This is a genomic window from Anaerolineae bacterium (assembly GCA_035529315.1).
Classification (GTDB): domain Bacteria; phylum Desulfobacterota; class Desulfobacteria; order Desulfobacterales; family ETH-SRB1; genus Desulfaltia.
Genome location: DATKWZ010000037.1, coordinates 1 through 21667, shown reverse-complemented (window position 1 = coordinate 21667; position 21667 = coordinate 1). Strand labels below are relative to the sequence as shown.

The window sequence follows — 21667 nt, the reverse complement described above, 5'->3', positions numbered from 1 at the left end:
TTCGATCATAAATGGACAACCGCTATGTCTTTCTCAGCCTCCAGATAATCACTGATACAATGACGATGACAAAAATACGAATGCCTTTCAAAGCAGGTCAGCGCTATCCTTTGATAACGCTCCATCAGCACTGTCAAATCTTGCAGACAGCTTGCTTTTTCAGGAAGAGATTCCCGGTATTCTGCAAACAGGCGGATGTAATCATCCTTTGTTTCGAGCTGTTTTCGTTTTTGCGAGACAATTCCTAACTTTGGGACATGCAAGTACTCAACACCTAATTTTGGTAATACGCTGGATAGTATCCCTTTGGAAAAACCGAATTTGCGACTCAGCGGATTTTTTCGCACATCGCACAACAGTCGTATATCGTTGGCTATCAGTTTGTTAATATAAGCCTCAAAGGTTGATCCTTCATAGCCAATTGTATAAAGCACAGACTCCTGTTTTATCGTCCGGCTCCTTTCAGCCTGGATACGTTTATGAGTTTCTTTATCCACAATATCATGAGCTATTTTGCTCCTGATCGCATAATAAGGATAATATTGATAAGTATAACGCAGCAGCCTGCGGCCCCGATAATCCTTATAGCTTTGCATAAATCGACTAATCTCATCTATTTCATATCCCTTTAAACCTTTTGATTGAGGGAGTTGTTTTAGTAAAGTAATATTTTTCTCTTCTGATTTAAGCCAGCCTGTTGCTTGCAAAGTTTCAATGTCTGATGCTGCCTGGAACGAATAAGAGCCATAGTGGTAAGGAATAAAATCATAGTACAAAATTCCTGTCTTCTGATGCAATAAAAACAATAGCTTCTGAAAATCCATTTTTGACAGGCAGCCTCCAGCCTTTTCTAACAAAATCAAAACAAGGCGTTGCCGATAAAATTTAGGATAATGCAACTTGATCATATCATTACCTCAACAACAGGGATATATGGGACATTCCTCAGTTTATAAGTTTATATCGTCAAGAAGTAACTATCGTTTTCCTTTGCGATTTTTTTCACCGTCAATAGCCGTATAAGGGTTTTTGGGTGGGGCGGCCTTGCCTCCGCTTTTTTTGTTCCATCATCAAGCATGATTAGCCTTTTTTGCGTTTTATGCCTCTACGGCCATAGGTAGCTTGCCTTTCCTTTACTATAAATCCAATCTTCTTGTGTGGTTTGGCAGGCAGTGTCATAAGTTGCTGGATCGCCTCCAAAACGGCCTGAATCTGCTTATCATGACTTTCTAATCGTTGCTCCATTTCCAAAAGCTTGAGCGCTAGTTCTTTATGGGTTGATACCATTTCCCGCAATTTTACAAATGCTCTGACAACATATACACTTACATGAATAGCTCGTTTGGAATTTAAAACCGAGGCTGCCATAATGGCGCCATGTTCTGTAAAAGCAAATGGTAGGTATGGGGAATATTTAAGATTTTCGAGGTGGTCACAAATTGTGATCACCTCTTCTTTTTCTTTTTGAGTCAGTTGAAACAAGAAATCAGGAGGGAATCGATCAATGTTCCGCTTTATGGCTTGATTCAATTTTCTTGTAGTCACACCATAGATTTTAGCTAAGTCCGTAGCAATAATAACTTTATGATCTCGTATTTGGATAATAACGTTTTCAATTCGTTCGATTGGGATAAGTGCTTTTCCCTCGATCATACTCTATATCTCCAAACCCTTGAATCGCAAAAACGAGCGCAGTCCCCGCTGCTTGCGGCGGGGAGCTTCAATCTTTCCCTTTACCATAGAATATTACCGATAGAGAATATTTATGCTCCGCTCACTTGTAATTTAAGATAAATTACCGAACGGGAATATTTTGATGTTTCACGCAGGAAAACGACAAGTTATTCCCGTTCGGTAACGGATAGCTCTGTTTAATCGTTAAATCAACGATTATTTAGTGAACTGTTTGGGGATTCTATAGGGCTATCATTTTATATTCATGTTAAGTTTCTTACCCCCACTGCTTAACAAGGTCATGCTCAATTTTCAGGTGGTCGAGAACCCTTGCAATTACAGAATCTACAAGGTCGGAAATATTTTTGGGATTGGAATAAAATGAAGGGGAGGGGGGCATTATAGTAGCGCCTGCCTTGGCTGCCACGTACATGTTCTTTAAATGAATAATGCTTAAAGGGGTCTCTCTTGGGAGCAGGATAAGTGGCCGCTTTTCCTTCAGGCTGACATCTGCCGCCCTGTGGATGAGGTTGTCCGCCATGCCGGAAGCAATTGCTGCAAGTGTTTTCATTGAGCAGGGAGCTATAACCATGCCGTCATTTCTGAATGACCCGCTTGCAGGTGGAGCAAAAAAATCATCCTGCTCATAGATATTTAAATCCGCATCATTATGAACGACAACCCCTTTATCCTTTAAAAAAGATGAAAACGATCCACCTGTGTAACCGGTTTCATGCTCAAGTACTTTATAGCCGGCATTTGAAATGATTAAGTATATATTTACAGGCTTATTCAAAAGCGCCTTTAACAGCCTGATGCCGTAAATCGATCCTGAAGCTCCGCATATCGCCACTATAATTTTTTTGTTCATATCCATTGCCTGACCAGCTCGTCAGCTAATATGCCGACAAACAGGATTATTGAAATTGCGCTGTTAATATGGAAAAAAGCGATATTAACATGGCTGAGATCACGGGGTTTAACAAGTTTGTGCTCAATAATAAGCAGCAAGGCGATTACTATAATAGTTATTAGATATATTATCTTCATATCAAAGGCAATAAAGATCAAAAATAAAAACAAAAAAGAAAAAACATGAGTAATGGAAGAGATTAAAAGTGCTTTATGAATACCGAACCTGGCGGGTATGGAAAAGAGCCCTTCTTTTGTATCAAAGCCTGTGTCCTGACAACCATAAAGGATGTCAAAGCCTGCGATATAGGTCAAAAGGGTCAGAGAAAGCAATGTGATGGGCAATGAAAAGGTGTTGGTAAGAGCTATCCATGCTCCTGTGGGCGCAAGCGATATCACAAATCCAAGATAAAAATGGGAAAGCCAGGTAAACCTTTTTGTGTAGGAATAGGAAAACATCAAAGCAAGCACGGGAAAGGAAAGATAAAGGCATATCTTGCCGAGCATTGCAGCGGCAAAAATAAAAATAAGGGAAAATAAAATTACAAACATCTTTGCGGAGAATAAAGAAAGCCTGCCTAAAGGTATTTCACGTTTTGATGTGCGCGGATTTTTTGCGTCAAACCTTGCATCTGCAATCCTGTTAAAACCCATTGCAGAGGAGCGCGCCCCGACCATGGCGATAAGAATCCAGAAGAGATGTGTCGGGCTGATTGGATAATGCCGGTGAGCAAGTACTACTGCTGAAAGGGCAAAAGGAAGGGCAAAAATAGTATGGCTGAATTTAATGGTTTTGCCGTATGCCAGAAACTGCTCCAAAGGCCTCATAATTTATCAAGCCCGATTCCATCTATCTGAGAACCGCAATACGGGCAGCAGCCGTTTTCCACCACATTTTTGATTATGGAAAAGCCTAAACGGTTGATAAGAATCTTTCCGCAACTATAGCAGAATGTGTTTTCTCCCTTATCGCCCGGCAGATTGCCGGTATAAACATATCTTAATCCCGATTTTATGCCTATTTCGCGGGCGTTTGCGATTGATTCAACCGGTGTTGACGGGCGGTCTGTCAATTTGTATGTTGGATAAAACCGGCTGATATGCCATGGTGTGTCGGTGCCCAGAGAATCTGCTATAAACAAAGCCAGCTCTTTTAGCTCTTCTGCACCGTTGTTTAATCCTGGAATAAGCAGGGTCGTGACCTCCACGAAGATACCGAGCTTTTTCATAAGTTTTAAGGTCTCTTTAACAGGTTCAAGTCTGCTCCCGCATATTTCTTTATAGAAACTTTCTGTAAAGCCCTTTAAATCAACGTTGGCTGCATCAAGAAAAGGGCTTATCATATGCAGGGCTTCCGAACTCATGTAACCGTTTGTTATAAATACATTTTTGATTCCCCTTTCACGCGCGAGCTTTGCGGTGTCAAATGCAAACTCAAAAAAAACAGTCGGTTCGGTATAGGTATAGGCTATGCTTTTACATTTCCCTTTTTCCGCTGCGTCAACAACGTCTTCTGGTGAGCAGAGGTCACCGATTATCATTCCATTATGGTCTGAAGGCATTTGAGCGATATCGGCATTCTGGCAAAAAAGACATTTAAAATTGCAACCCACAGTGGCTATGGAATATGATTTGCTGCCTGGCATAAAATGAAACAGCGGCTTTTTTTCAATAGGGTCTATGTGCCTGGCAATAAGTTTGCCATAAACCAGGCTCTCAAGAATTCCATTCCGGTTTTCACGCACACCGCATATCCCGCGCTTGCCATTTTTTATAATACAGCGATGGCTGCACAGGTTGCACTTTACCTTCTTTTCCTTTAATGGTTTATAAAGATATGCTTCCACAATTGCTGTTCCTTCTCACTTTTAACCCGCCGGTGTGTCGATTGTATGCTTGACATCGCATCTGAGCGGAAGGGCTCTTGTTGTATAGCGAGGGACAAGTGTGACAACCATACCTGCAAAAGCCCCGAAAGGACATCTTTGCAACAGGCCGACCTGTTCTATTCTGGATGCAATATTCCCATGTATCATAGGCAACTGGCATATTGTTTTCCATGATATTGGAACATCTCCAAGAATAGTTCTGATAATTTGTTTCAGCTCCCATATACTGAAAAAATTTGCGTGATTATATATGGTTTTAATGAACATCCCTTTAATGCGCCTTTGAATTCCTTTGATCGCATAACGGTTCAATACGCCGATAAATATTTTGTCTTTTGTAACCCTGCATGCCTCTTCAATGGCTTTTTGAGGATCATCGACAAATTCCAGTGTGGTAACAAGGCATGCATAATTAAAGGAGTTATCGTCAAACGGAAGGTTTTCGGCAAATCCACGATGAAGATCAGCGCGATTGTCAAGATTTCTTGCTGCAATATCAAGCATGTACGGGGAAGGATCGAGTCCTGTTACTTCAAGCCCCATTTCTGCAAACGACAAAAGGTTTGCTCCGATTCCGCAGCCTATATCGACAACCGAATCTCCACGCACAGGCTTAAGCATATCAAGCATAAGACCTTTTTCAAGATCGAAAAAAAACCTGTTTTGCGGATTGTTAAACCATTGCTCGTAAGCTATGGCATCATGGAAATTAAACACATACCCCATATTAATAATTTAATAAAAAAAAAGGATATTATCAAGATAAAAAATATTTATGAACTTGTAAAAAAGTTGAAACCGGATATAAAAAGTGTATAATCAAAATATAAAATCTTAAATTTTATAAAAGGAGGATATGACTCATGAATAAAAAAATATTAGTGGCACTTGATGATTCTGAGAACGCCATGCGGGCAGTGGACTTTATTGAGAAATTTTTCACTTCTGACAGTAAGGTGACGTTATTTAATGTAATGCAGGATACGGCTGCGTTATGTGAGATGAACAGTCCGGAATTAATCCCATATTTTAAATCTGAACAAAGTTCCTTTTGTAAACTTGAAGATAAAAAAAAGAACCTGGTTGAAAGCGCACTCAAAAAAGCACGGGAAAAATTAATAGATGCCGGGTTTAAAGCAAAGAATATAACCATAAAGGCAAAAAACAAAAAAAAGGGGATTGCAAGGGATATCGTTAAAGAAGCGCAATCCGGTTATAATGCTATTGTTGTGGGGAGAAGAGGGCAGTCCGGGATTAAGGATTTTATTCTTGGCAGTGTTTCACAAAAAGTATTTCAACTGGCTAAGGATATTTCTGTCCTTATAGTTAATTAGATCTGTGCAAAAGGAGGGAAAAATGGACAAATATGTATGCACGGTGTGCGGCTATGTTTATAACCCTGAGCAAGGCGACCCTGATAATGGAGTAAAACCCGGGACAAAATGGGAAGATGTGCCGGATGATTGGGGATGTCCGGTGTGTGGCTCTTCAAAGGATGATTTTCAAAAGGAAGAATAAAAGGGCTTTAATAAACAATGACTTACGATTTTAATGCAGATGAAATATTTGAAATGGCCGAGCAGATTGAAAGAAATGGCGCTTCCTTTTACAGGAGATCGGCAGAATCGATTGCTGAGCCTGCTGAAAAAAAGCTTTTACTCGATCTTGCTGCAATGGAAGAGGAACATGAAAAAACATTTGTTGATTTAAGAGCAGGACTGTCTGAAAAAGAGAGATTTACAACCTTATTTGATCCTGAGGGTGAGACGGCTCTTTATCTTCAAGCATTAGCCGACATTAGGGTGTTTTTTGAAAAAAAGATCGACATGTCGTCAATGGAAGAGATCCTCAAGCAGGCTATCCTGGCTGAAAAGGATTCCATAGCATTTTATCTGGGCATGAAGGAAATGGTTCCTGTTAATTCAGGGAAAACAAAAATTGATGCAATTATCAAGGAAGAGATGGCCCATATAAAACTTCTCGGCAAAGAGCTGGTTGCTCTGAAAAAAAATGCTTAACAGCCTGCTTTATGAGACAGCTCGGCTTTTTATTTATGGGATATCCTGTTTATTTTTGCTCCAGTATCTTGCCTCTCGTGCTGATGACTACTTTTTCTACAGGTATGTTTTTCCCTGCTGCTTCCATACCTTTTTTGACAATCATTGGCAAGCCGGAGCAGCATGGGACTTCCATGACAACTGATAGAACACTTTTTATGTTTGCGGTTTTGAAGATATCCGCGAACTTGTTGATGTATTCTGGAACATTATCAAATTTCGGGCATCCTATCATTACGACCCTTCCTTTGAGCAAATCCCTGTGGAGGGTCGGAACGGCAACACCGCAGCAATCTGCAAGCACCAGAAGATTCGCGCCTTTTAAAAATGGCGCTGTTGCAGGTACCAGCCGTATCTGAATCGGCCAGTGAAAAAGGGCGGATTCACTATCTGCAAAGCTGGCTGGTATATTTGCTGCCCGGCATGATGAAACCGGTGCAAATGTCTGTATATTAGTCGACGGACACCCGCATGCCAATACCGGCTGTTGCTTTTGTTTTGTTGATTCTTTTTTTGCCAGATATTTTTTTACTGCTTTTTCATCAAATTCCTCGGCTTTACGTTCGACAATTCTGAGGGCTCCGTTAGGACATTCTCCGATGCATGCCCCAAGACCGTCACATAGGTTCTCCGAAACCATCTTTGCCTTGCCCTCTATGATTTGCAATGATCCTTCTGCACAGCCTGGCACGCATTGGCCGCATCCGTTGCATAATTCTTCGTCGATCTCTATTATTTTTCGTAGTATTTCCATCTCGTTATCCTTTTGACTTAAGATTTCCTGTGCATTGCCCGGCAAACTGGCAATATAAAGCACAGCCAAAATCTATGTTAGGGTTTTTAAACCTGCGCCCGCAATTTGGGCATTTGCGGGTAGTGTCATCCTTGAAAAATTCTACCTTGTGACTGCATCCCGGACATTTTGCATCAAAAATAGCTTCCGGTTTCCAGTACCTGGTGTCTTGACCCGGGCATTTCATGATTTATCTCCATTGCCTGTTTTATGCGTATGCTACACATAAAACAGGCAAGACACCTTGACTTAAATCAAAAAAGGAGAAAAAAAATTATCTCAAGTTTGATGGTTTCGTAAAAACTCCAAAAACACCGTTTCCCGTCATTCCAGCGAAAGCCTGGATCCAGTAAATTCAATGCGTTATGGATGCCCCCGTATCAAGTACAGGGCAGGCTTATCAAGCCTGGCATGACAAAGTCCGGGTATTATTTTGCCGGGTTAATAATTATTGACAGAAAGTTAAATTGAGATTATTTTTTTAAAAGAGGTTATTTATGAAAAACATATCAGAAATAATCGCCGATATATCCCTTTTTAACGGGCTGCCCGAAAAGCAGCTAAACGAAATAGAGGGGATAGCGGTTAAAAAAAGATATGGTAAAGGAGAAATAATCTTTTCAGAGGGTGATGAGGGAAACGGATTTTATGTTGTTGCAGAAGGCAAAGTTAAAATTTTTAAAGCCTCAATAGACGGCAAAGAACAGATCCTGCACATCTACGGTCCTGAAAATCCTTTTGGCGAAGTCCCTGTCTTTTCAGGAAAAAAATTTCCGGCAAATGCTCAGGCTATGCTAAAAACCCGTCTCCTTTTTTTCCCAAAAACCGCATTTATTAAACTTATTACCACAAACCCATCCATGGCCATGAACATGCTCGCGGTTCTTTCCATGCGGCTCAGAGAATTTACAGTTCAGATTGAAAATCTTTCTTTAAAAGAAGTGCCCGGCCGCCTTGCCTCTTATCTGATATATCTCGCCGAGGAGCAGAAAAACGCGGATAATATTTTACTGCCGATTTCAAAAGGTCAACTCGCCAGTCTCCTTGGGACCATACCGGAAACTCTGTCACGAATTTTTGCAAAAATGAGCACCCGGGATTTAATTGAAATAAATGGCCTGGAAATAAAGCTCTTAGATCGTAGCGGTTTGGCAGATCTGGCAGAACATGGAAAGCTTACATAATAGTTGTATCTTAAGTTTCGCACCCTGATATTCCTTAAAAGTGTTAGACTGTAAGGGTCAAAATAAATTTGGCTCCTTTACCGCCTTGACTTTGATAGAAATCAAGGGTGCGAAACTTTAGGTGACAAGAAATGCAAGGAGGGATGTTATGACAAGTAAATGGATTGCAGTGTTGGGATTTTCTCTAGGCCTTATCTGTTTTGCTGCACCGGCATTTGCAATAGAAGAGGCTTGCATTACGTGCCACAGAAAGATTTCTCCGGGCCAGGTGGCTGACTGGGAATCAAGCAAGCACAGCAGTGAAGAAATTACATGCTCCTTCTGCCATGGTGACAGCCATAATGGGGCTGAAGACGCGCATCTTGCTAAATTGCCGGATGAACAGGTATGCGCAGATTGTCATGAAGATCAGTTTAATCAATTTGCAAAAGGCAAGCACAGCTTTGGCTGGACATCGCTGAACGCCATTCCTGTTACACATGTTGAGCCGGACGAGTTGATGGAAGGCGGCAGGGGTTGCGGAGGCTGCCACAACATGGGAATCAAGAGTGCTGCTCAGAAAAAGGAACAACGAGACAAAGGGTACCGTTACCAGAACAACTCATGTGACGAGTGCCACACAAGGCACAGCTTTTCCAAAAAAGAAGCGCTCGATCCAAAGGCATGCCAGCAGTGCCACATGGGATACGATCACCCGCAGTGGGAGATGTGGGAAAGTTCCAAGCACGGAACGCGTTATGCTGTGAAGGAAAAGGGAAAGATGCATGAAAAAGCTCAGGCGCCCACCTGCCAGTTTTGCCACCTGCCTGAAGGCACTCATACAAACAGAACTGCCTGGGGTTTTTTAGGAGTGAGGCTGCCGCTTCCTGAAGACAAGGAGTGGGCTGCTGACAGGACAACAATTCTAAAGGCGCTTGGGGTTCTGAATCCGGATACAGGCAAGCCAACAGCCAGGCTTGATGTTGTCAAGGCAGTAGATATGGTTAGACTTACGGAAAAAGACTGGCTTGATGAACGTAACAAGATGATCAGCGTTTGCAGCAATTGTCATTCAGAGCAATATGCACGTGAACAGCTTGCCATGGGAGATTCAATAATGAAGAAGGCCGATCACCTTCTTGCAGAAGCGATTGAAATTGTTGCTGCTTTATATAAAGACCATATTATAAAGAAACCAGACAACTATTCTTTTGCTTATCCGGATTTACTCTATTTTATGCAAACCGGCGGCGGAGATACCGACAAACTGTCTCATATCGATCAGATTTTGTTTCAAATGTATATGAAACACCGGATGCGGACATACCAGGGTTTTTTTCATGTTAATCCGGATTATGCCTACTGGTATGGATGGGCAATGATGACCGAGGATCTTGGCGCGATTCAAGAGATGGCCATGACCATGAGGGCGACACACAAACCAGGCAAATAGATTATAAAAAAAGGGGATGTAATTATGAAGCTGAAAGGAACCAGAACGGAAATAAATATTCTTACAGCTTTTGCAGGAGAATCACAGGCAAGAAACCGGTACACCTATTTTGCAAGCAAGGCAAAAAAAGAGGGTTACATTCAGATATCTGCGATTTTTGAAGAGACTGCAAATCAGGAGAAGGAACATGCAAAAAGACTTTTTAAACTTCTTGAAGGCGGAGAGGTTGAGATCGCAGGATCATTCCCTGCCGGTCTGATAAGCAGCACCCTTGAAAACCTTAAGGCATCTGCAGAAGGAGAAAATTACGAACATACTACAATGTATCCGGATTTTGCAAAAACTGCCCGCATGGAAGGGCTTGATGCCATAGCTGCAATATTTGAGGCGATTGCTGTTGCGGAAAAGCAGCATGAGAAAAGATACAACACTCTTGCAGCTAATATTGAAACCGGCAGGGTATTTAAAAAGGATAAAAAAGTTGTTTGGCGCTGCCGCAACTGCGGCTATGTTCATGAAGATACAGAGGCGCCGAATGTTTGTCCGGCCTGCGACCATCCCCAGGATCATTTTGAGCTGCTGGGAGAAAACTATTAGGATTTTCATGAAAGGAGGGTATCATGGCGGAAAGGCTTGAAGTTTACAAATGTGAAGTTTGCGGAAACATTATTGAGGTGCTGCATGGCGGAAAAGGTGAGCTTGTATGCTGCGGCAAACCGATGAATCTTATTAAAGAAAATACCGTGGATGCGGCAATAGAGAAACATGTTCCTGTATCTGAAAAGATTCCCTGGGGCGTTAAGGTCAAAGTGGGTGCTGTGGCGCATCCAATGGAAGAAAAACATTTTATCGAATGGATCGAAATTGTTGCCGGCGGCAAGGTATACAGGCAGTTCCTTAACCCGGGACAGGATCCCGAAGCATTCTTTAGCGTGGACGCCGACGAAATCTCAGTTCGGGCATACTGCAATATACATGGATTGTGGAAGGGATAAAACTTAAGGAGGCAATTATGCCAAGCTGGCGATGTTCAAATTGCGGCTACACCCTTGAGATCGACACTCCTCCCGAAGAGTGTCCTTCATGTAAGAAAAAGTGTGAGTTTGTGGATAATACATGTTATATTCCTGATTGCGGATTTCAGGGGGAGGACAAAATGGACAAATATATATGCACGGTTTGCGGCTATGTTTATGACCCAGAGCAGGGAGATCCTGACCATGGTGTTGAGCCTGGAACAAAATGGGGAAATGTGCCTGATGACTGGGAATGCCCGGTGTGCGGAGCTTCAAAGGATGAGTTTCAAAAGGAAGAATAAAATGGCTGTTATGAAAAGGCCGGTTGTTGATATTGGTCAATGCAGTCTATGTGAGGGATGTGTCGAGGTATGCCCCCTGGTTTTCAGTTTAAATGACGCAGGTTATATAAAAGTCGCCGAGCTTTCAGATTATCCTGAATCATGTGTTGAAGAGGCCATAAAATACTGTCCTGAGGATTGTATATCCTGGGAAGAGGGTTAAAATTAATAATTCTCAATCTATTCCCATGGTTAATCCTCCTGAGGCGGACGCCTTCCTTGTGCCCGGATCTTGCTTTTAGCAGGAAACATTTTTTAAAGGTTTCTTAGAATATAGCTCCTTTAATGTCTTTAATTCCGATTCTCTCGACGAATCTGGCCATGCGTTCACGTTTCCTGGCGTTGTTTTTATAATAGTCTAATACCTTTTTAGTTAGATCGATTATTTCATCTTTTGACAGGTTCTCGGACAGAATGTTTCCGATACGTGCGCGATGTCCGGAATTTCCTCCTGCTATTAATGTCCAGCCTTTTTTCATGCCAAGAATACCGATATCACGGACGAAACTTTCTCCGCATGAGAAGTGACAGCCCGATACTCCAAACTTGACTTTGGCAGGAAGATCGATTCCAGAAAAAAGTTTTTCGATTTCCATGCCGAGCCCCAAAGAGTCTTGAACTCCGAATTTACACACAGCCGTACCCGGGCACGCCTGGACGTAATGCAGGCAAAGCTCGGTAGCTTTACCCATATCCATATCAAGGTCTTTCCAGATATTATCAAGATCATCTTTTTTTATCCCTACCAATGCAAAACGCTGGCCTGAAGTGATTTTAATTATTGGTATCTTGTATTTTCTTGCTGCGTTAGCAATGTTTTCCAAATGTTCCGGAGTAACAAGCCCGACCGGAGTCCTTGGAACTATTGCGTATGTTTCTTTATCGCGTTGTAAAATTGCGCCTATCGGTTTGTCAGACATAATAATTATCTCTTATTATAGTTTGTAAAAACTTCTGTAATTGCTCAGGTTGTTAGGCTGACGGCTGAAGACTGGTTGAAATCAGAAAATAGAAATTGGTGTGATATTGTTTTGATTTAGAGCTACATATTTTACTCTTTCTGCAACACTTTTATGGATACCGAGGTTCATAAAATTGGGCACACCTTCATGTTTTCTTGCAAAACCCGCAATTGTTTCAGCTGCTGCAAACTTCATCGGATAGGTAATTTTTGAAGTGCGGGCATCAAGGGTTCCTCTTACGAGCCCTGGAAATACAAGACAATTATTCACTGTTCTGCCGTCTTTGGCAAATGCCGCGCCGGCTTCCAATGCATCCTGCGGCATTATTTCAGGTATCGGATTAGCAAGAGCGAGTACAATCGGATCTTTATTCATGCTTTTCACCATATTTTTTGAAACCAGATTTGCCGCTGAAACGCCGATAAATATATCCTTGTTTTTTATGATCGTTTCCAGTGAGCCTTTTTTCATTTTTTTGTTTGTAACTTTTGCAAGAGCCTCTTTATACGCATTCATTTTTTCTTTTCTCTTTTCATAGATCGCCCCTGCCGAATCACAAACGATGATCTTCTTAAACCCATATTCCAGCAACATATTGCAAGTAGCAAAACCCGCTGCACCTGCACCATTGATCACAATGCTGACATTTTCTTTTTCTTTGCTCAGCATCCGCAGCGCTATTATTAATACTGCCAGGACAACGGTTGCCGTACCATGTTGATCATCGTGGAATACAGGGATCGGCAACTTTTCCTGCAACATTCTCTCGACCTCGAAGCATAACGGCGCTTTTATGTCTTCAATCATAATCATACTGAATGTTTTTGATATGGCTTCAAGAGTATCGACGATCCGATTGGCATCATCACTGTCAACCAGGATAGGGATGCAACTCACCCCTGCCATTTTATGCAGGATCACCGACTTGCCTTCCATAACCGGCATGCCCGCATGAACGCCGATATTGCCCAAACCCAGAATGGCGGACCCATTTGTGGCAATGCACACGGAATTGCCGATCGACGTAAAATCACGTACTTTTTCTGGATTTTTGAGAATATAATCGCAGACCTGCGCAACTCCAGGCGTATATATCATTCGTAAATCACTGAGGTTGTCCATTATTACCGTTGGTGTTACCTCTATTTTACCACCCCTGTGAATATTAAGAACCTCATCTTCAATGGAAAGTATTTTGCACCTTTTAATTTTTTCCAGCGCAGCTTTAGTTTCTTCGAATTGTTTCTGATTATCAAAAAACATGATAAGGTCCCTGGTAATATGCTGAGAGGTCAGGTCTACTTTTGTTATATCGCCCAACATTCCACCATACTTTCCCAGTTCCACGGCAACCCTGCCGAATGCACCCGGTGTATCATGAATTCTTACCCTGATTCTTTTTATAAGCTTAAAATCGTACTTCTCAACCTCTTTTTGCATGTCACAAAGCTCCTATGATTTTTTAATCTGTTTAATAATATTTTTTCCTGTTATAGAAAGCAAGCGGAAATTTACACTAGGCCCACGCCTGAAACTCGTATACCGGTTAGGGAGTTTCAATATATTCTTTACGTTTCTTCTGATTTCTGTCATGGTTTTTTATAATAATTTGCTTGAAAGAGCAAAAGTTGATGGTTTCGTAAAAAGTCACGGGCTTAAGTACAGATAAATAAAGTTCCTTTCCCTAAAATATTCTAAAGGATGGGCATAATGGAAATCAACGAGCTAATACCGGAACATGGGTTAGATTGTCTGGGGTTGCACGAGCTTGGCCAGGTGTGCTGGAACCTTTCAACGCCTGCTTTGTATGAACATGCTGTCCGTCGCTTTGAAGGCCTGATAGCACATCTTGGCCCCTTGGTGGTCAGCATGGGGCAGCATACAGGTCGAGCCGCAAAGGACAAGTATATTGTGGATGAACCAGAGACTACCAATGATATATGGTGGAACAAGGTCAATGTGAAATACCCTGAGGAAAGGTTCAATTCTATACTCAAACGCATGGCAGCATATCTGCGTGGCAAATCGGTTTTTGTGCAGGACTGTTTTGCTGGTACGGACAAACAGTTCCGTCAGTCAGTGCGAATCATTAATGAATATGCCTGGCATAACCTCTTTGCTCGTAACATGTTTATTCAGCAACCATTAGACCCTGAAGCTATCAGGAAATTCAAGCCTGACTTCACTGTACTTCACTGTCCGAACTTTCACGCAGATTCGGACGAAGATGGAACACGCAGTGGAACTTTTGTAATTATTAATATCAGTCGAAAACTGGTGTTGATCGGCGGTACTGCATATGCCGGAGAAATAAAAAAATCAATCTTTTCCGCACTTAACTTTCTTCTGCCCGACCAAAATGTCCTTTCAATGCACTGCTCAGCTAATGTCAGCAAGGCCGACCCGGATGATGTCGCCATCTTTTTTGGTCTATCTGGTACCGGAAAAACCACACTTTCAGCAGATCCAAACAGATTGCTTGTCGGCGATGACGAACACGGTTGGTCTGCCAACGGGGTATTCAACTTTGAAGGTGGATGCTATGCAAAGGTAATCCGGCTTTCCAAAGAAGCAGAACCTGAAATATATGAATGCACCCGTCGTTTTGGCACTATCCTTGAGAATGTTTCAATGAACACGGTAACACACCGCGTTGATCTGGATGACGAAAGTTTAACAGAAAACACCCGTGCTTCGTATCCTCTTAAGCATATTCCAAACATTGTCAGCTCAGGAATGGCCGGGCATCCACGCAGTATTATCATGCTTACGGCAGATGCTTTCGGTGTTCTGCCTCCTATTGCCAGGCTTACGCCGGATCAGGCAATGTATCACTTTATCAGCGGCTATACCGCAAAAGTTGCTGGTACGGAAAAGGGTGTAACCGAACCTGCCGCCACATTCAGCGCATGCTTTGGCGCTCCTTTTATGATGCGTCATCCTTTTGTATATGCCCGGCTGCTTGCAGACAGAATCGAAGAACATAGCGCTGAATGCTGGCTGGTTAATACCGGCTGGACCGGCGGTCCATTTGGGGTCGGGTCCCGCATGAGAATCGGATATACCCGAGCACTTCTGAATGCAGCCCTCTCAGGTTCACTTGGAAAAGTCGAGATGTGGATCGACCCGATATTTGGTTTTCAGGTGCCGTCTGAATCGCTTGGTGTTCCATCAGAAATATTGAATCCCCGCAATACCTGGTCAAATCCATCTGATTATGATGTACAGGCAAAAAAGCTGGCTGTTCTGTTCCATGAAAACTTTGAACAATTCAAAGACAGGTCGTCGGACAGTGTGCTTGCAGCCGGTCCTGCGAAACAGCTAAACCATGACTGATCCTGTTGGCAAAAAAACATATACCTTTTTCATGCCCGGCGAAGAGCGCATCTTATTACAGCATTTCCATACCATTGCAATTGCCATCTTTCTGATCGTGATTTTCCTTCAGGTCTTTTCCCTGAAGACAGCCGTGGCAGATGCTGTTTTGGGAGGGCTCATTCTTGTCTCGCCGATGTATTTCCTTTACTTGGTGTATGGGAAACGGTTCGCCGACTCGGTGACGCTTGATTTTGATGCGCGTAAAGTGCGCTTTTCCTTCTCCGATAAAAGGGGCTTGTTTGAAAGTGATTTTCAACAAATCAAGTGGATCAATTTTAAGTTCTATCTTACGTTTGTGACGGTGGACGACGTACGAATCATGGTAAAACGGCCGGTTAACAAAAAACAGGTGTTTCTGATGCTTAAAAATGTGTCCAATGTTAACACCTCTGTCTTTGGGGGATTATAGGAGCATGTTTTTTCTCATTCATAAAAACGGATGTTGTCTATCCAGATTTTTTCTTTTCTTAATTGCCTATTCCGTTCAGCTCAAAACAGCCGATTTCCTGTTGGAGCCATTGGGTAAAGTGACTACCCAATGTTCCTGTTGCCTTTAGAAATCCTCGTAAAAAAATCCAGATTATCCCGATCTCACTATTAAGCGGATTTGTATTTTGCAGAATAAAACACTTTATTTAAAAAATATCAATAATAAACCTTGCTTTTCGCCTAAAAGGTGTTATTATCATTTTTAATCAGTAAAGGCTTGTTCTTAATTGGCGGGCCGGTTTCGCTCTAAAGGAAAGTACCATTTGTCAAAGTGGCACCCTGAAGTCTGGAACTATGAGAATTTTTTAAAAAGGAGGGTGTTAATTATGGCTAATGGAATTGTAAAATGGTTTAATAGCGGTAAAGGCTTTGGTTTCATTGAGCAGGAAGATGGTCCGGATGTATTTGTCCATCATTCAGCAATCAATGCAAGCGGTTTCAAGTCTCTTAATGAAGGCGACCGAGTTACTTTTGACATTGAGCAGGGTCAAAAAGGTCCTGCTGCAGCGAATGTCGTTACGGTTTAGACCAATATTTTTGAGTTAAAAAAAGGGCATTCCATCAAATTATGAGGGAATGCCCTTTTTATTTTGTCATCTAAAAATCCAGCCAATTCAAAAAACCACATATAAAAATCGGTGTCAAATCTTGACGGGCTGTTGCCCAAAAGCAATTATTGGCATTTTACTACTATATCGCATCATAGCAAGAACTTAACTTGTTGATTTTGTTGAATCCAGTCTTTTCAAGTAGCTGCAGATCATCTGAACTCCGGTTTCCACCGGAGTGACGACTTTTTACGAGTTCATCTTAACTTGATTGACTTGATTTTCTTTTCTTCTGAATTATTTGTGGCGGCCTGGTTAAATAATGTATGATACAAGGCAGAAATCATCAATTTTGGTTTGAACAGGGCTTACCATGTGATATTTTAAGAAAAAAGACAGATAGCTTTTTCCTCAATATTCCCTTCGTATTTTATTGACGACACTACGCTTCAAATGGTCACGGGGATCGGAATCTTTAATTTCCAGAATCTTCTTCAGGAAATCCCTCTGCTTTGCGATCGCCACATGATACAGATCCTCATGAATTCCCCACCTTGATGTAAAATGTGGACCCATAAACAGGTCGGTCTCATCGAGTGTTGTTTTAAGGCGCTGGGACACGAAGTCATAAAATGCTAAGGTCTTTCGGAGAAGATCCACCTCGTCCAGGTAATTTCTAATACCGGCTTCTTTGAACTCATGGTATAGGAATAGAAGTTTTTCTAAATATGTCCGGTCTGCCATCTGAGCCAAGAGATCCGCTGAGCCTAGTATTTTTCCAAGTAGCTCTACTTCGGCAGATTTAAATACGATGGTGGATATATCTACAGCAAGATCGGTGCAGAGGATTATTGCTCGGCCTTCGGTTGTTTCATCATGGGACAGCCCGAGTTCTGAACCATGGCATTCTAAAAAGTCTATACTGCGCTGAACATGATTGGCTGTGTATTTCGCCCCGGTGCCATCCTTGTCCGATTCTTCCTGAATATATCCCGCATCATGTAAAAAGGCAGTGATCAATCCCAAGGTAATGCGGCGATCCGTAAAGATTTTGCCGTCCAATACGGCTCCATGAATCAGCCGTGCTGTGGCAAGGAAGGTCTCGATAGTATGATGTAGATCGTGGTACTCGGTGTTGCAAGAGCGGTACCCTGGATATCTTCCCTGGTACAAACTGACGGTCATGTTAAACGCAGAGGTGACGGGAGCGGTATCGAAATCTGGCGAAATCAGGTCAAGAATTACTATTACTTCGTCGAGCACAGCCCGTGGAGAATCCATAGGAATAATATTGTATAGCTGTATATCGTTCATTTCTGTACCGCATAAGATTCCTTGCCTGAACCTTCAATTCACGAAAAGTGAAGATTTCTAACCGAAATCAAATTTGCGTTATCCTTTCCATAAAGCCAACCCAACATCAATTTAATTGCACGTATCTCAAAATCCATAAAAAATCAATAAGGCAAACCATGTGAAAATGGATTTGCCCTATTTATTAATCTGGCAGGAATTCGGGAATGTTCTTCAGATTATAAGTTTCTAACAGATATTGGCCGTATAACATATTAAATTTATAAACTTAAGTGCGTCATGCAAGTCATCTTCTAAACAAGATCATCTGGTTTGTAATTATAATATTAAAACATAGATAACTATTTTATGTCAATTTTTTCGTATTGAACATCAAATATAAAACAGTCCCGGAAAGAGTTTTGTCATCAGCTCCGGCCGCGGTTCAATATTATCATAAAGGGGGAATCGATGCCAAATCTTGACGGGCTGTTGCCCAAAAGCAAATATTGTAATGGCCAGCAACAAACTCATACTGACTTTTCAGACAGGATTAACTTGATTTTCTTTTCTTCTGAATTATTTGTGCCGGCCCGGTTAAATAATAACAGTTTAATCAGCGCTTTTGCGCGATACTTGTTTCTTTTTCCCGTATCTACTGAGTTTTTCTTTAACTATAAAGCCGATTTTCCCTGTTAAATGTTCGCTGTAGCGAATTGAACGGGGTAAATATTCTTTGGCATATTATCTAACAGACTAAGCCGACAACCGATTCGCAAATGGAGTTTCAGCAAGTCCGCCCATGCCTCTTGCGCTTTGCCATAAGCATAACATCACGCAGGGCTTTTTCATTTTTGGCTCTTAACCATTTTTTTTCAAAATAAGGATCCTGAACGATCTGAGCGATAGCCGATAGAGCGCGAAGATGAAAATTCCGCTCATCTCTGGTTCCCACCATTGCAAAGACAGCAGAAACCATCGGGGCTGATGCTGAAAATGTGATTCCTTCCTTACAACGGGCCAGGAGGATACCAAATGTATGTTTTCCGTCGATGATGATATGCGGTATGGCTATGCCTCGACTTATGGCTGTGCTGCTTTCTTTTTCTCTGGCCATCATCAATTCGAAAAGTAAGTCGGGTTTTATGTTCAGTCTGGCAGCCATGGCTTTGGCCACCATTTGAAACAGCTCCTCTACCCCTATGGCATGGCTAATATCTATTACACTACTCTCTTCGATAAACCTGTCAAATCTATCTTTGGGGACACCATTTTTCCCCCTAATAATTTCTTTTACTTCTGTTTTCAATGAGCTGGATGCGAGTTCTTTTGGTGTGACCGTTTCGATAAGGTGCAAAAGAGCATATTCTCTGTTTATATTGAATCGCAGCGCTATTTCTTCTAAGCTTTTCGACGACCCGATCACGGTTGCCCAATCACCGACTTCGAGCCGGGTATAACCGTGAGATATCAACATCTGTCCATGGCGACGGACGGATAAAATGAGTGTGTCCAAGGGCAGACGCAATTCGCGCAGAGCGATGCCATGTAAGTTTGGATTGCGGAGTTCCAGTTCAGCAACACTCTGATTTTCTTCCATTCCCAGCAGCAGCGATGTAGCCGTCGGAAAGCGTACAAAATGATCGAGCAGGCTGACAATCGCGATGGTGGGATCAACAATCAAAGCGCCCAGTGCATTAAATCGGTCAAAATTGGCCCGATTATTTAAACGCACGACTAAGCTCTCCGTTCCGAAATGTTCATATGCCAATTCGCAAATCCGGTAATTTTCTTCATCAGAGAGCATGGCGACAATCGCTTCGGCTTGTCCGGCGTTCAGTTGGTGCAACACATCCAGAGTCAAGCTGGAAATGGGAAAAATATCAACATCAGAGGCTTTAATATCCTCATCGCTGACTTCCATGGAGGCGATTTGCACGCTCCAGCCGTAGGAGCGCAGCGATCGAGCCAATGCCAGCGATTGTCCTTCCAGACCAAAGATTATTGCATTGCGTCCACCGCCAAATTCTGGTGTTTCTGCACGAGTGTGTGCTTCCCCTGCCATGCGAATCGCCCATTTGAACATAGGAGGACCGACAATCTGGTTCAGCGCAATGACTGCAATAATTATTGTGGCAAAAGGGTGCCCCCACTCCGGAAACTCCACAACGATCTGTTTCGCAAGACCAAGCCCAACTCCGGCCTGGGTTATAAAGGACATCCAGCCAATACGGTTGTATTTCATGGGAACTCCGGCCAGCGCGCCGCCGCTGAAACTGCCGGCGAATATGGCAACCAAACGAACCACAAAGAGAACCAACGCAATTCGCCAGGTTTTGGCCAGAACATCCAACGCCAGCGAAGCCCCGGCCAGTGTAAAAAAGACGATATAAACCAGAGGCCCGATGTCGTAAAGAATTTTTGAGAACTCCGCGCGATACTTGCTGTAGTTGGATGCCAGAAAGCCGCCAATCATGCAAATGAGCAAGGGTTCCAAAAGTATTTCAAAGGATAATCGGGCATGGGTAGCTTCACGGATCGCGGCAGATAAGACAAAAATACCATATCCTGTCAGCAAAATGATCCCTGTTTTTACGGTGTTATTGATACGACTGGCCAGGATACGCGTTAAGATTTTTCCGAGAAAATACCCCAGTGCCAGCGATATCACCAGCTCAATCAAGAGCAGGATTATAAAACTCAGATCAAAGCTCAAGCCCGTCAAAATGGCATCGGCGATCGAAGAGTTAACGGCGAACAGAGTAATGACCACTACGTCCATAATCACTGTTACGCCCAATACCGTTTGAGTAAAAGGCCCCATGGCACGAAGTTCATTTACAATAGCTATGGCCGAGGATGGAGAACGAGCGACCAGGATAGCGCCTGCCAGGATAGAAACCGCCATTCGGCCGGCTACCGGCATGCTTTGCATAAAGGGGATAAAGTCGGACAATATAAAAAAAGTTAAGCTGCCCAGAGAAAAAGTACACACCACGAGCCCAATGGTTACCCAGGTAATGATTTTAAAGCGACTTTTCAGCTCTTTCAAATACAGTTCACTTCCGGCGGCAAAGGCAATGAACCCAAGTGATATTTCATCCACAAAGCGTAATTTTTCTGTAGTTTCTACTGAAATGAGACCTAATACATAAGGCCCGGCAAGTATGCCGGTAAAAAGAAATCCACTAATCAGAGGGAGTTGCGCTTTGATGAAGAATTGTCCAATTTGCTTTGAAGCAAGGGCAATCACTGTGAAACTGGCGATAAAAAACAATATATCCAGGTAGTTTTCCATGATACCCTTATTTTTTTGGGTACGAGCTGCGTTCGAGGATAAAAAGAGTTGGACAAAATCAATGACTAACGTCGTATCCGATGGCACCTGACTTAAATAGAGACTTTGCAAAACTGTAATCTTGGTCATTGCGAGGGGCAAGGCGACGTGGTAATCTTATTAATTATCAATGTGTTATGAGATTAATTCACTTCGCTTTCAATGAGAATATATTCTCAAGTTTCGCACCCTGCTATTCCTTAAAAGTGTTAGACTGTAATGGCCAAAATAAATTTTTAAAGCGAAATATTATACCTTAAGCTTCGACAACGGCACCAATCACAAACATTAATACACTGTTTGAAACCACGTATGAGTTCAGTAAGTTATATATCCTTTGTGCCTGTCCTTGGCACAAGTCA

The 21667-nt window shown here is 42.4% G+C and carries 24 protein-coding genes and 1 pseudogene; 13 read left to right on the top strand and 12 right to left on the bottom strand.

The features are described 5' to 3' along the window. Window positions 1-5: 5 nt before the first annotated feature. The 6 genes from VMW78_07170 to VMW78_07145 form a co-directional block, all read right to left on the bottom strand. Complete coding sequence (locus VMW78_07170; protein HUV50779.1) at window positions 6-908, bottom strand: DUF488 domain-containing protein; 903 nt, start codon at window positions 906-908, stop codon at window positions 6-8. A 172-nt stretch (window positions 909-1080) separates the two neighbouring features. Then, a complete protein-coding gene (locus VMW78_07165; protein HUV50778.1) occupies window positions 1081-1653 on the bottom strand; it encodes an ORF6N domain-containing protein in 573 nt (190 codons plus the stop codon). A gap of 298 nt (window positions 1654-1951) precedes the next feature. Continuing rightward, window positions 1952-2545: a flavin prenyltransferase UbiX gene (locus VMW78_07160; GenBank protein ID HUV50777.1), complete on the bottom strand. Its 594-nt coding sequence runs from the start codon at window positions 2543-2545 to the stop codon at window positions 1952-1954. Further along, complete coding sequence (locus VMW78_07155; GenBank protein HUV50776.1) at window positions 2542-3414, bottom strand: UbiA-like polyprenyltransferase; 873 nt, start codon at window positions 3412-3414, stop codon at window positions 2542-2544. The genes VMW78_07160 and VMW78_07155 overlap by 4 nt, the downstream gene beginning before the upstream one ends. Further along, window positions 3411-4433: an AmmeMemoRadiSam system radical SAM enzyme gene (amrS, locus tag VMW78_07150; protein ID HUV50775.1), complete on the bottom strand. Its 1023-nt coding sequence runs from the start codon at window positions 4431-4433 to the stop codon at window positions 3411-3413. The genes VMW78_07155 and amrS overlap by 4 nt, the downstream gene beginning before the upstream one ends. A 21-nt stretch (window positions 4434-4454) precedes the next feature. Then, window positions 4455-5201 carry a class I SAM-dependent methyltransferase gene (locus VMW78_07145; GenBank protein HUV50774.1) on the bottom strand — a complete coding sequence of 249 codons (747 nt, stop codon included), beginning with the start codon at window positions 5199-5201 and terminating at the stop codon, window positions 4455-4457. Window positions 5202-5338: 137 nt separating this feature from the next. Between VMW78_07145 and VMW78_07140 the strand changes: the two genes are divergently transcribed. The 3 genes from VMW78_07140 to VMW78_07130 are packed head-to-tail and all read left to right on the top strand — an operon-like array spanning window position 5339 to window position 6493. After that, on the top strand, window positions 5339-5809 hold the full coding sequence (locus tag VMW78_07140; protein HUV50773.1) for a universal stress protein: 471 nt from the start codon (window positions 5339-5341) through the stop codon (window positions 5807-5809). 22 nt (window positions 5810-5831) lie between these two features. After that, window positions 5832-5993 (top strand): rubredoxin, encoded by a 162-nt coding sequence (locus tag VMW78_07135; GenBank protein HUV50772.1) that lies wholly within the window; start codon window positions 5832-5834, stop codon window positions 5991-5993. A 17-nt stretch (window positions 5994-6010) separates the two neighbouring features. Beyond that, window positions 6011-6493, top strand: coding sequence for a ferritin family protein (locus VMW78_07130; GenBank protein HUV50771.1), 483 nt, complete (start codon window positions 6011-6013; stop codon window positions 6491-6493). Window positions 6494-6542: 49 nt separating this feature from the next. On the opposite strand, the gene VMW78_07125 is transcribed toward VMW78_07130, so the two are convergent. Beyond that, on the bottom strand, window positions 6543-7286 hold the full coding sequence (locus VMW78_07125; GenBank protein HUV50770.1) for a 4Fe-4S ferredoxin: 744 nt from the start codon (window positions 7284-7286) through the stop codon (window positions 6543-6545). Between the two features lie 4 nt (window positions 7287-7290). Then, window positions 7291-7512 carry a hypothetical protein gene (locus VMW78_07120; GenBank protein HUV50769.1) on the bottom strand — a complete coding sequence of 74 codons (222 nt, stop codon included), beginning with the start codon at window positions 7510-7512 and terminating at the stop codon, window positions 7291-7293. A 310-nt stretch (window positions 7513-7822) separates the two neighbouring features. On the opposite strand from VMW78_07120, the gene VMW78_07115 reads away from it, so the two are divergent. The 7 genes and pseudogenes from VMW78_07115 to VMW78_07085 all read left to right on the top strand — a co-directional run bounded on the left by VMW78_07115 (window position 7823) and on the right by VMW78_07085 (window position 11461). Next, on the top strand, window positions 7823-8509 hold the full coding sequence (locus VMW78_07115) for a Crp/Fnr family transcriptional regulator (protein HUV50768.1): 687 nt from the start codon (window positions 7823-7825) through the stop codon (window positions 8507-8509). A 148-nt stretch (window positions 8510-8657) separates the two neighbouring features. Continuing rightward, complete coding sequence (locus VMW78_07110; GenBank protein ID HUV50767.1) at window positions 8658-9941, top strand: multiheme c-type cytochrome; 1284 nt, start codon at window positions 8658-8660, stop codon at window positions 9939-9941. Between the two features lie 21 nt (window positions 9942-9962). Continuing rightward, window positions 9963-10538, top strand: coding sequence for a rubrerythrin family protein (locus VMW78_07105; GenBank protein ID HUV50766.1), 576 nt, complete (start codon window positions 9963-9965; stop codon window positions 10536-10538). Between the two features lie 23 nt (window positions 10539-10561). Beyond that, window positions 10562-10936 (top strand): desulfoferrodoxin, encoded by a 375-nt coding sequence (locus VMW78_07100; protein ID HUV50765.1) that lies wholly within the window; start codon window positions 10562-10564, stop codon window positions 10934-10936. Between the two features lie 17 nt (window positions 10937-10953). Further along, window positions 10954-11031: pseudogene (locus VMW78_07095) on the top strand (hypothetical protein). Window positions 11032-11097: 66 nt separating this feature from the next. Beyond that, window positions 11098-11259: a rubredoxin gene (locus VMW78_07090; protein HUV50764.1), complete on the top strand. Its 162-nt coding sequence runs from the start codon at window positions 11098-11100 to the stop codon at window positions 11257-11259. Window position 11260: 1 nt separating this feature from the next. After that, window positions 11261-11461 carry a ferredoxin gene (locus tag VMW78_07085; GenBank protein ID HUV50763.1) on the top strand — a complete coding sequence of 67 codons (201 nt, stop codon included), beginning with the start codon at window positions 11261-11263 and terminating at the stop codon, window positions 11459-11461. A 103-nt stretch (window positions 11462-11564) separates the two neighbouring features. Here the strand turns inward: VMW78_07085 and VMW78_07080 are convergent, their stop codons facing one another. Then, window positions 11565-12218: an NAD(P)/FAD-dependent oxidoreductase gene (locus tag VMW78_07080; GenBank protein ID HUV50762.1), complete on the bottom strand. Its 654-nt coding sequence runs from the start codon at window positions 12216-12218 to the stop codon at window positions 11565-11567. An 81-nt stretch (window positions 12219-12299) separates the two neighbouring features. Continuing rightward, a complete protein-coding gene (locus VMW78_07075; GenBank protein HUV50761.1) occupies window positions 12300-13700 on the bottom strand; it encodes an NAD-dependent malic enzyme in 1401 nt (466 codons plus the stop codon). A 270-nt stretch (window positions 13701-13970) separates the two neighbouring features. On the opposite strand from VMW78_07075, the gene pckA reads away from it, so the two are divergent. From pckA to VMW78_07060, 3 genes are all read left to right on the top strand, one after another. Next, the gene (gene pckA / locus VMW78_07070; protein ID HUV50760.1) at window positions 13971-15596 is read left to right on the top strand and encodes a phosphoenolpyruvate carboxykinase (ATP); all 1626 of its coding nucleotides are present in this window, start codon (window positions 13971-13973) and stop codon (window positions 15594-15596) included. After that, entirely contained in the window at window positions 15589-16047 is a 459-nt protein-coding gene (locus tag VMW78_07065; GenBank protein HUV50759.1) for a hypothetical protein, read from the top strand. The genes pckA and VMW78_07065 overlap by 8 nt, the downstream gene beginning before the upstream one ends. Before the next feature lie 406 nt (window positions 16048-16453). After that, window positions 16454-16654 (top strand): cold-shock protein, encoded by a 201-nt coding sequence (locus tag VMW78_07060; GenBank protein ID HUV50758.1) that lies wholly within the window; start codon window positions 16454-16456, stop codon window positions 16652-16654. A gap of 432 nt (window positions 16655-17086) precedes the next feature. Here the strand turns inward: VMW78_07060 and VMW78_07055 are convergent, their stop codons facing one another. Beyond that, entirely contained in the window at window positions 17087-17956 is an 870-nt protein-coding gene (locus tag VMW78_07055) for a hypothetical protein (protein HUV50757.1), read from the bottom strand. A gap of 799 nt (window positions 17957-18755) precedes the next feature. Next, window positions 18756-21395, bottom strand: a complete 2640-nt coding sequence (locus tag VMW78_07050) for a PTS sugar transporter subunit IIA (protein HUV50756.1) — start codon at window positions 21393-21395, stop codon at window positions 18756-18758. Window positions 21396-21667: the final 272 nt, after the last annotated feature.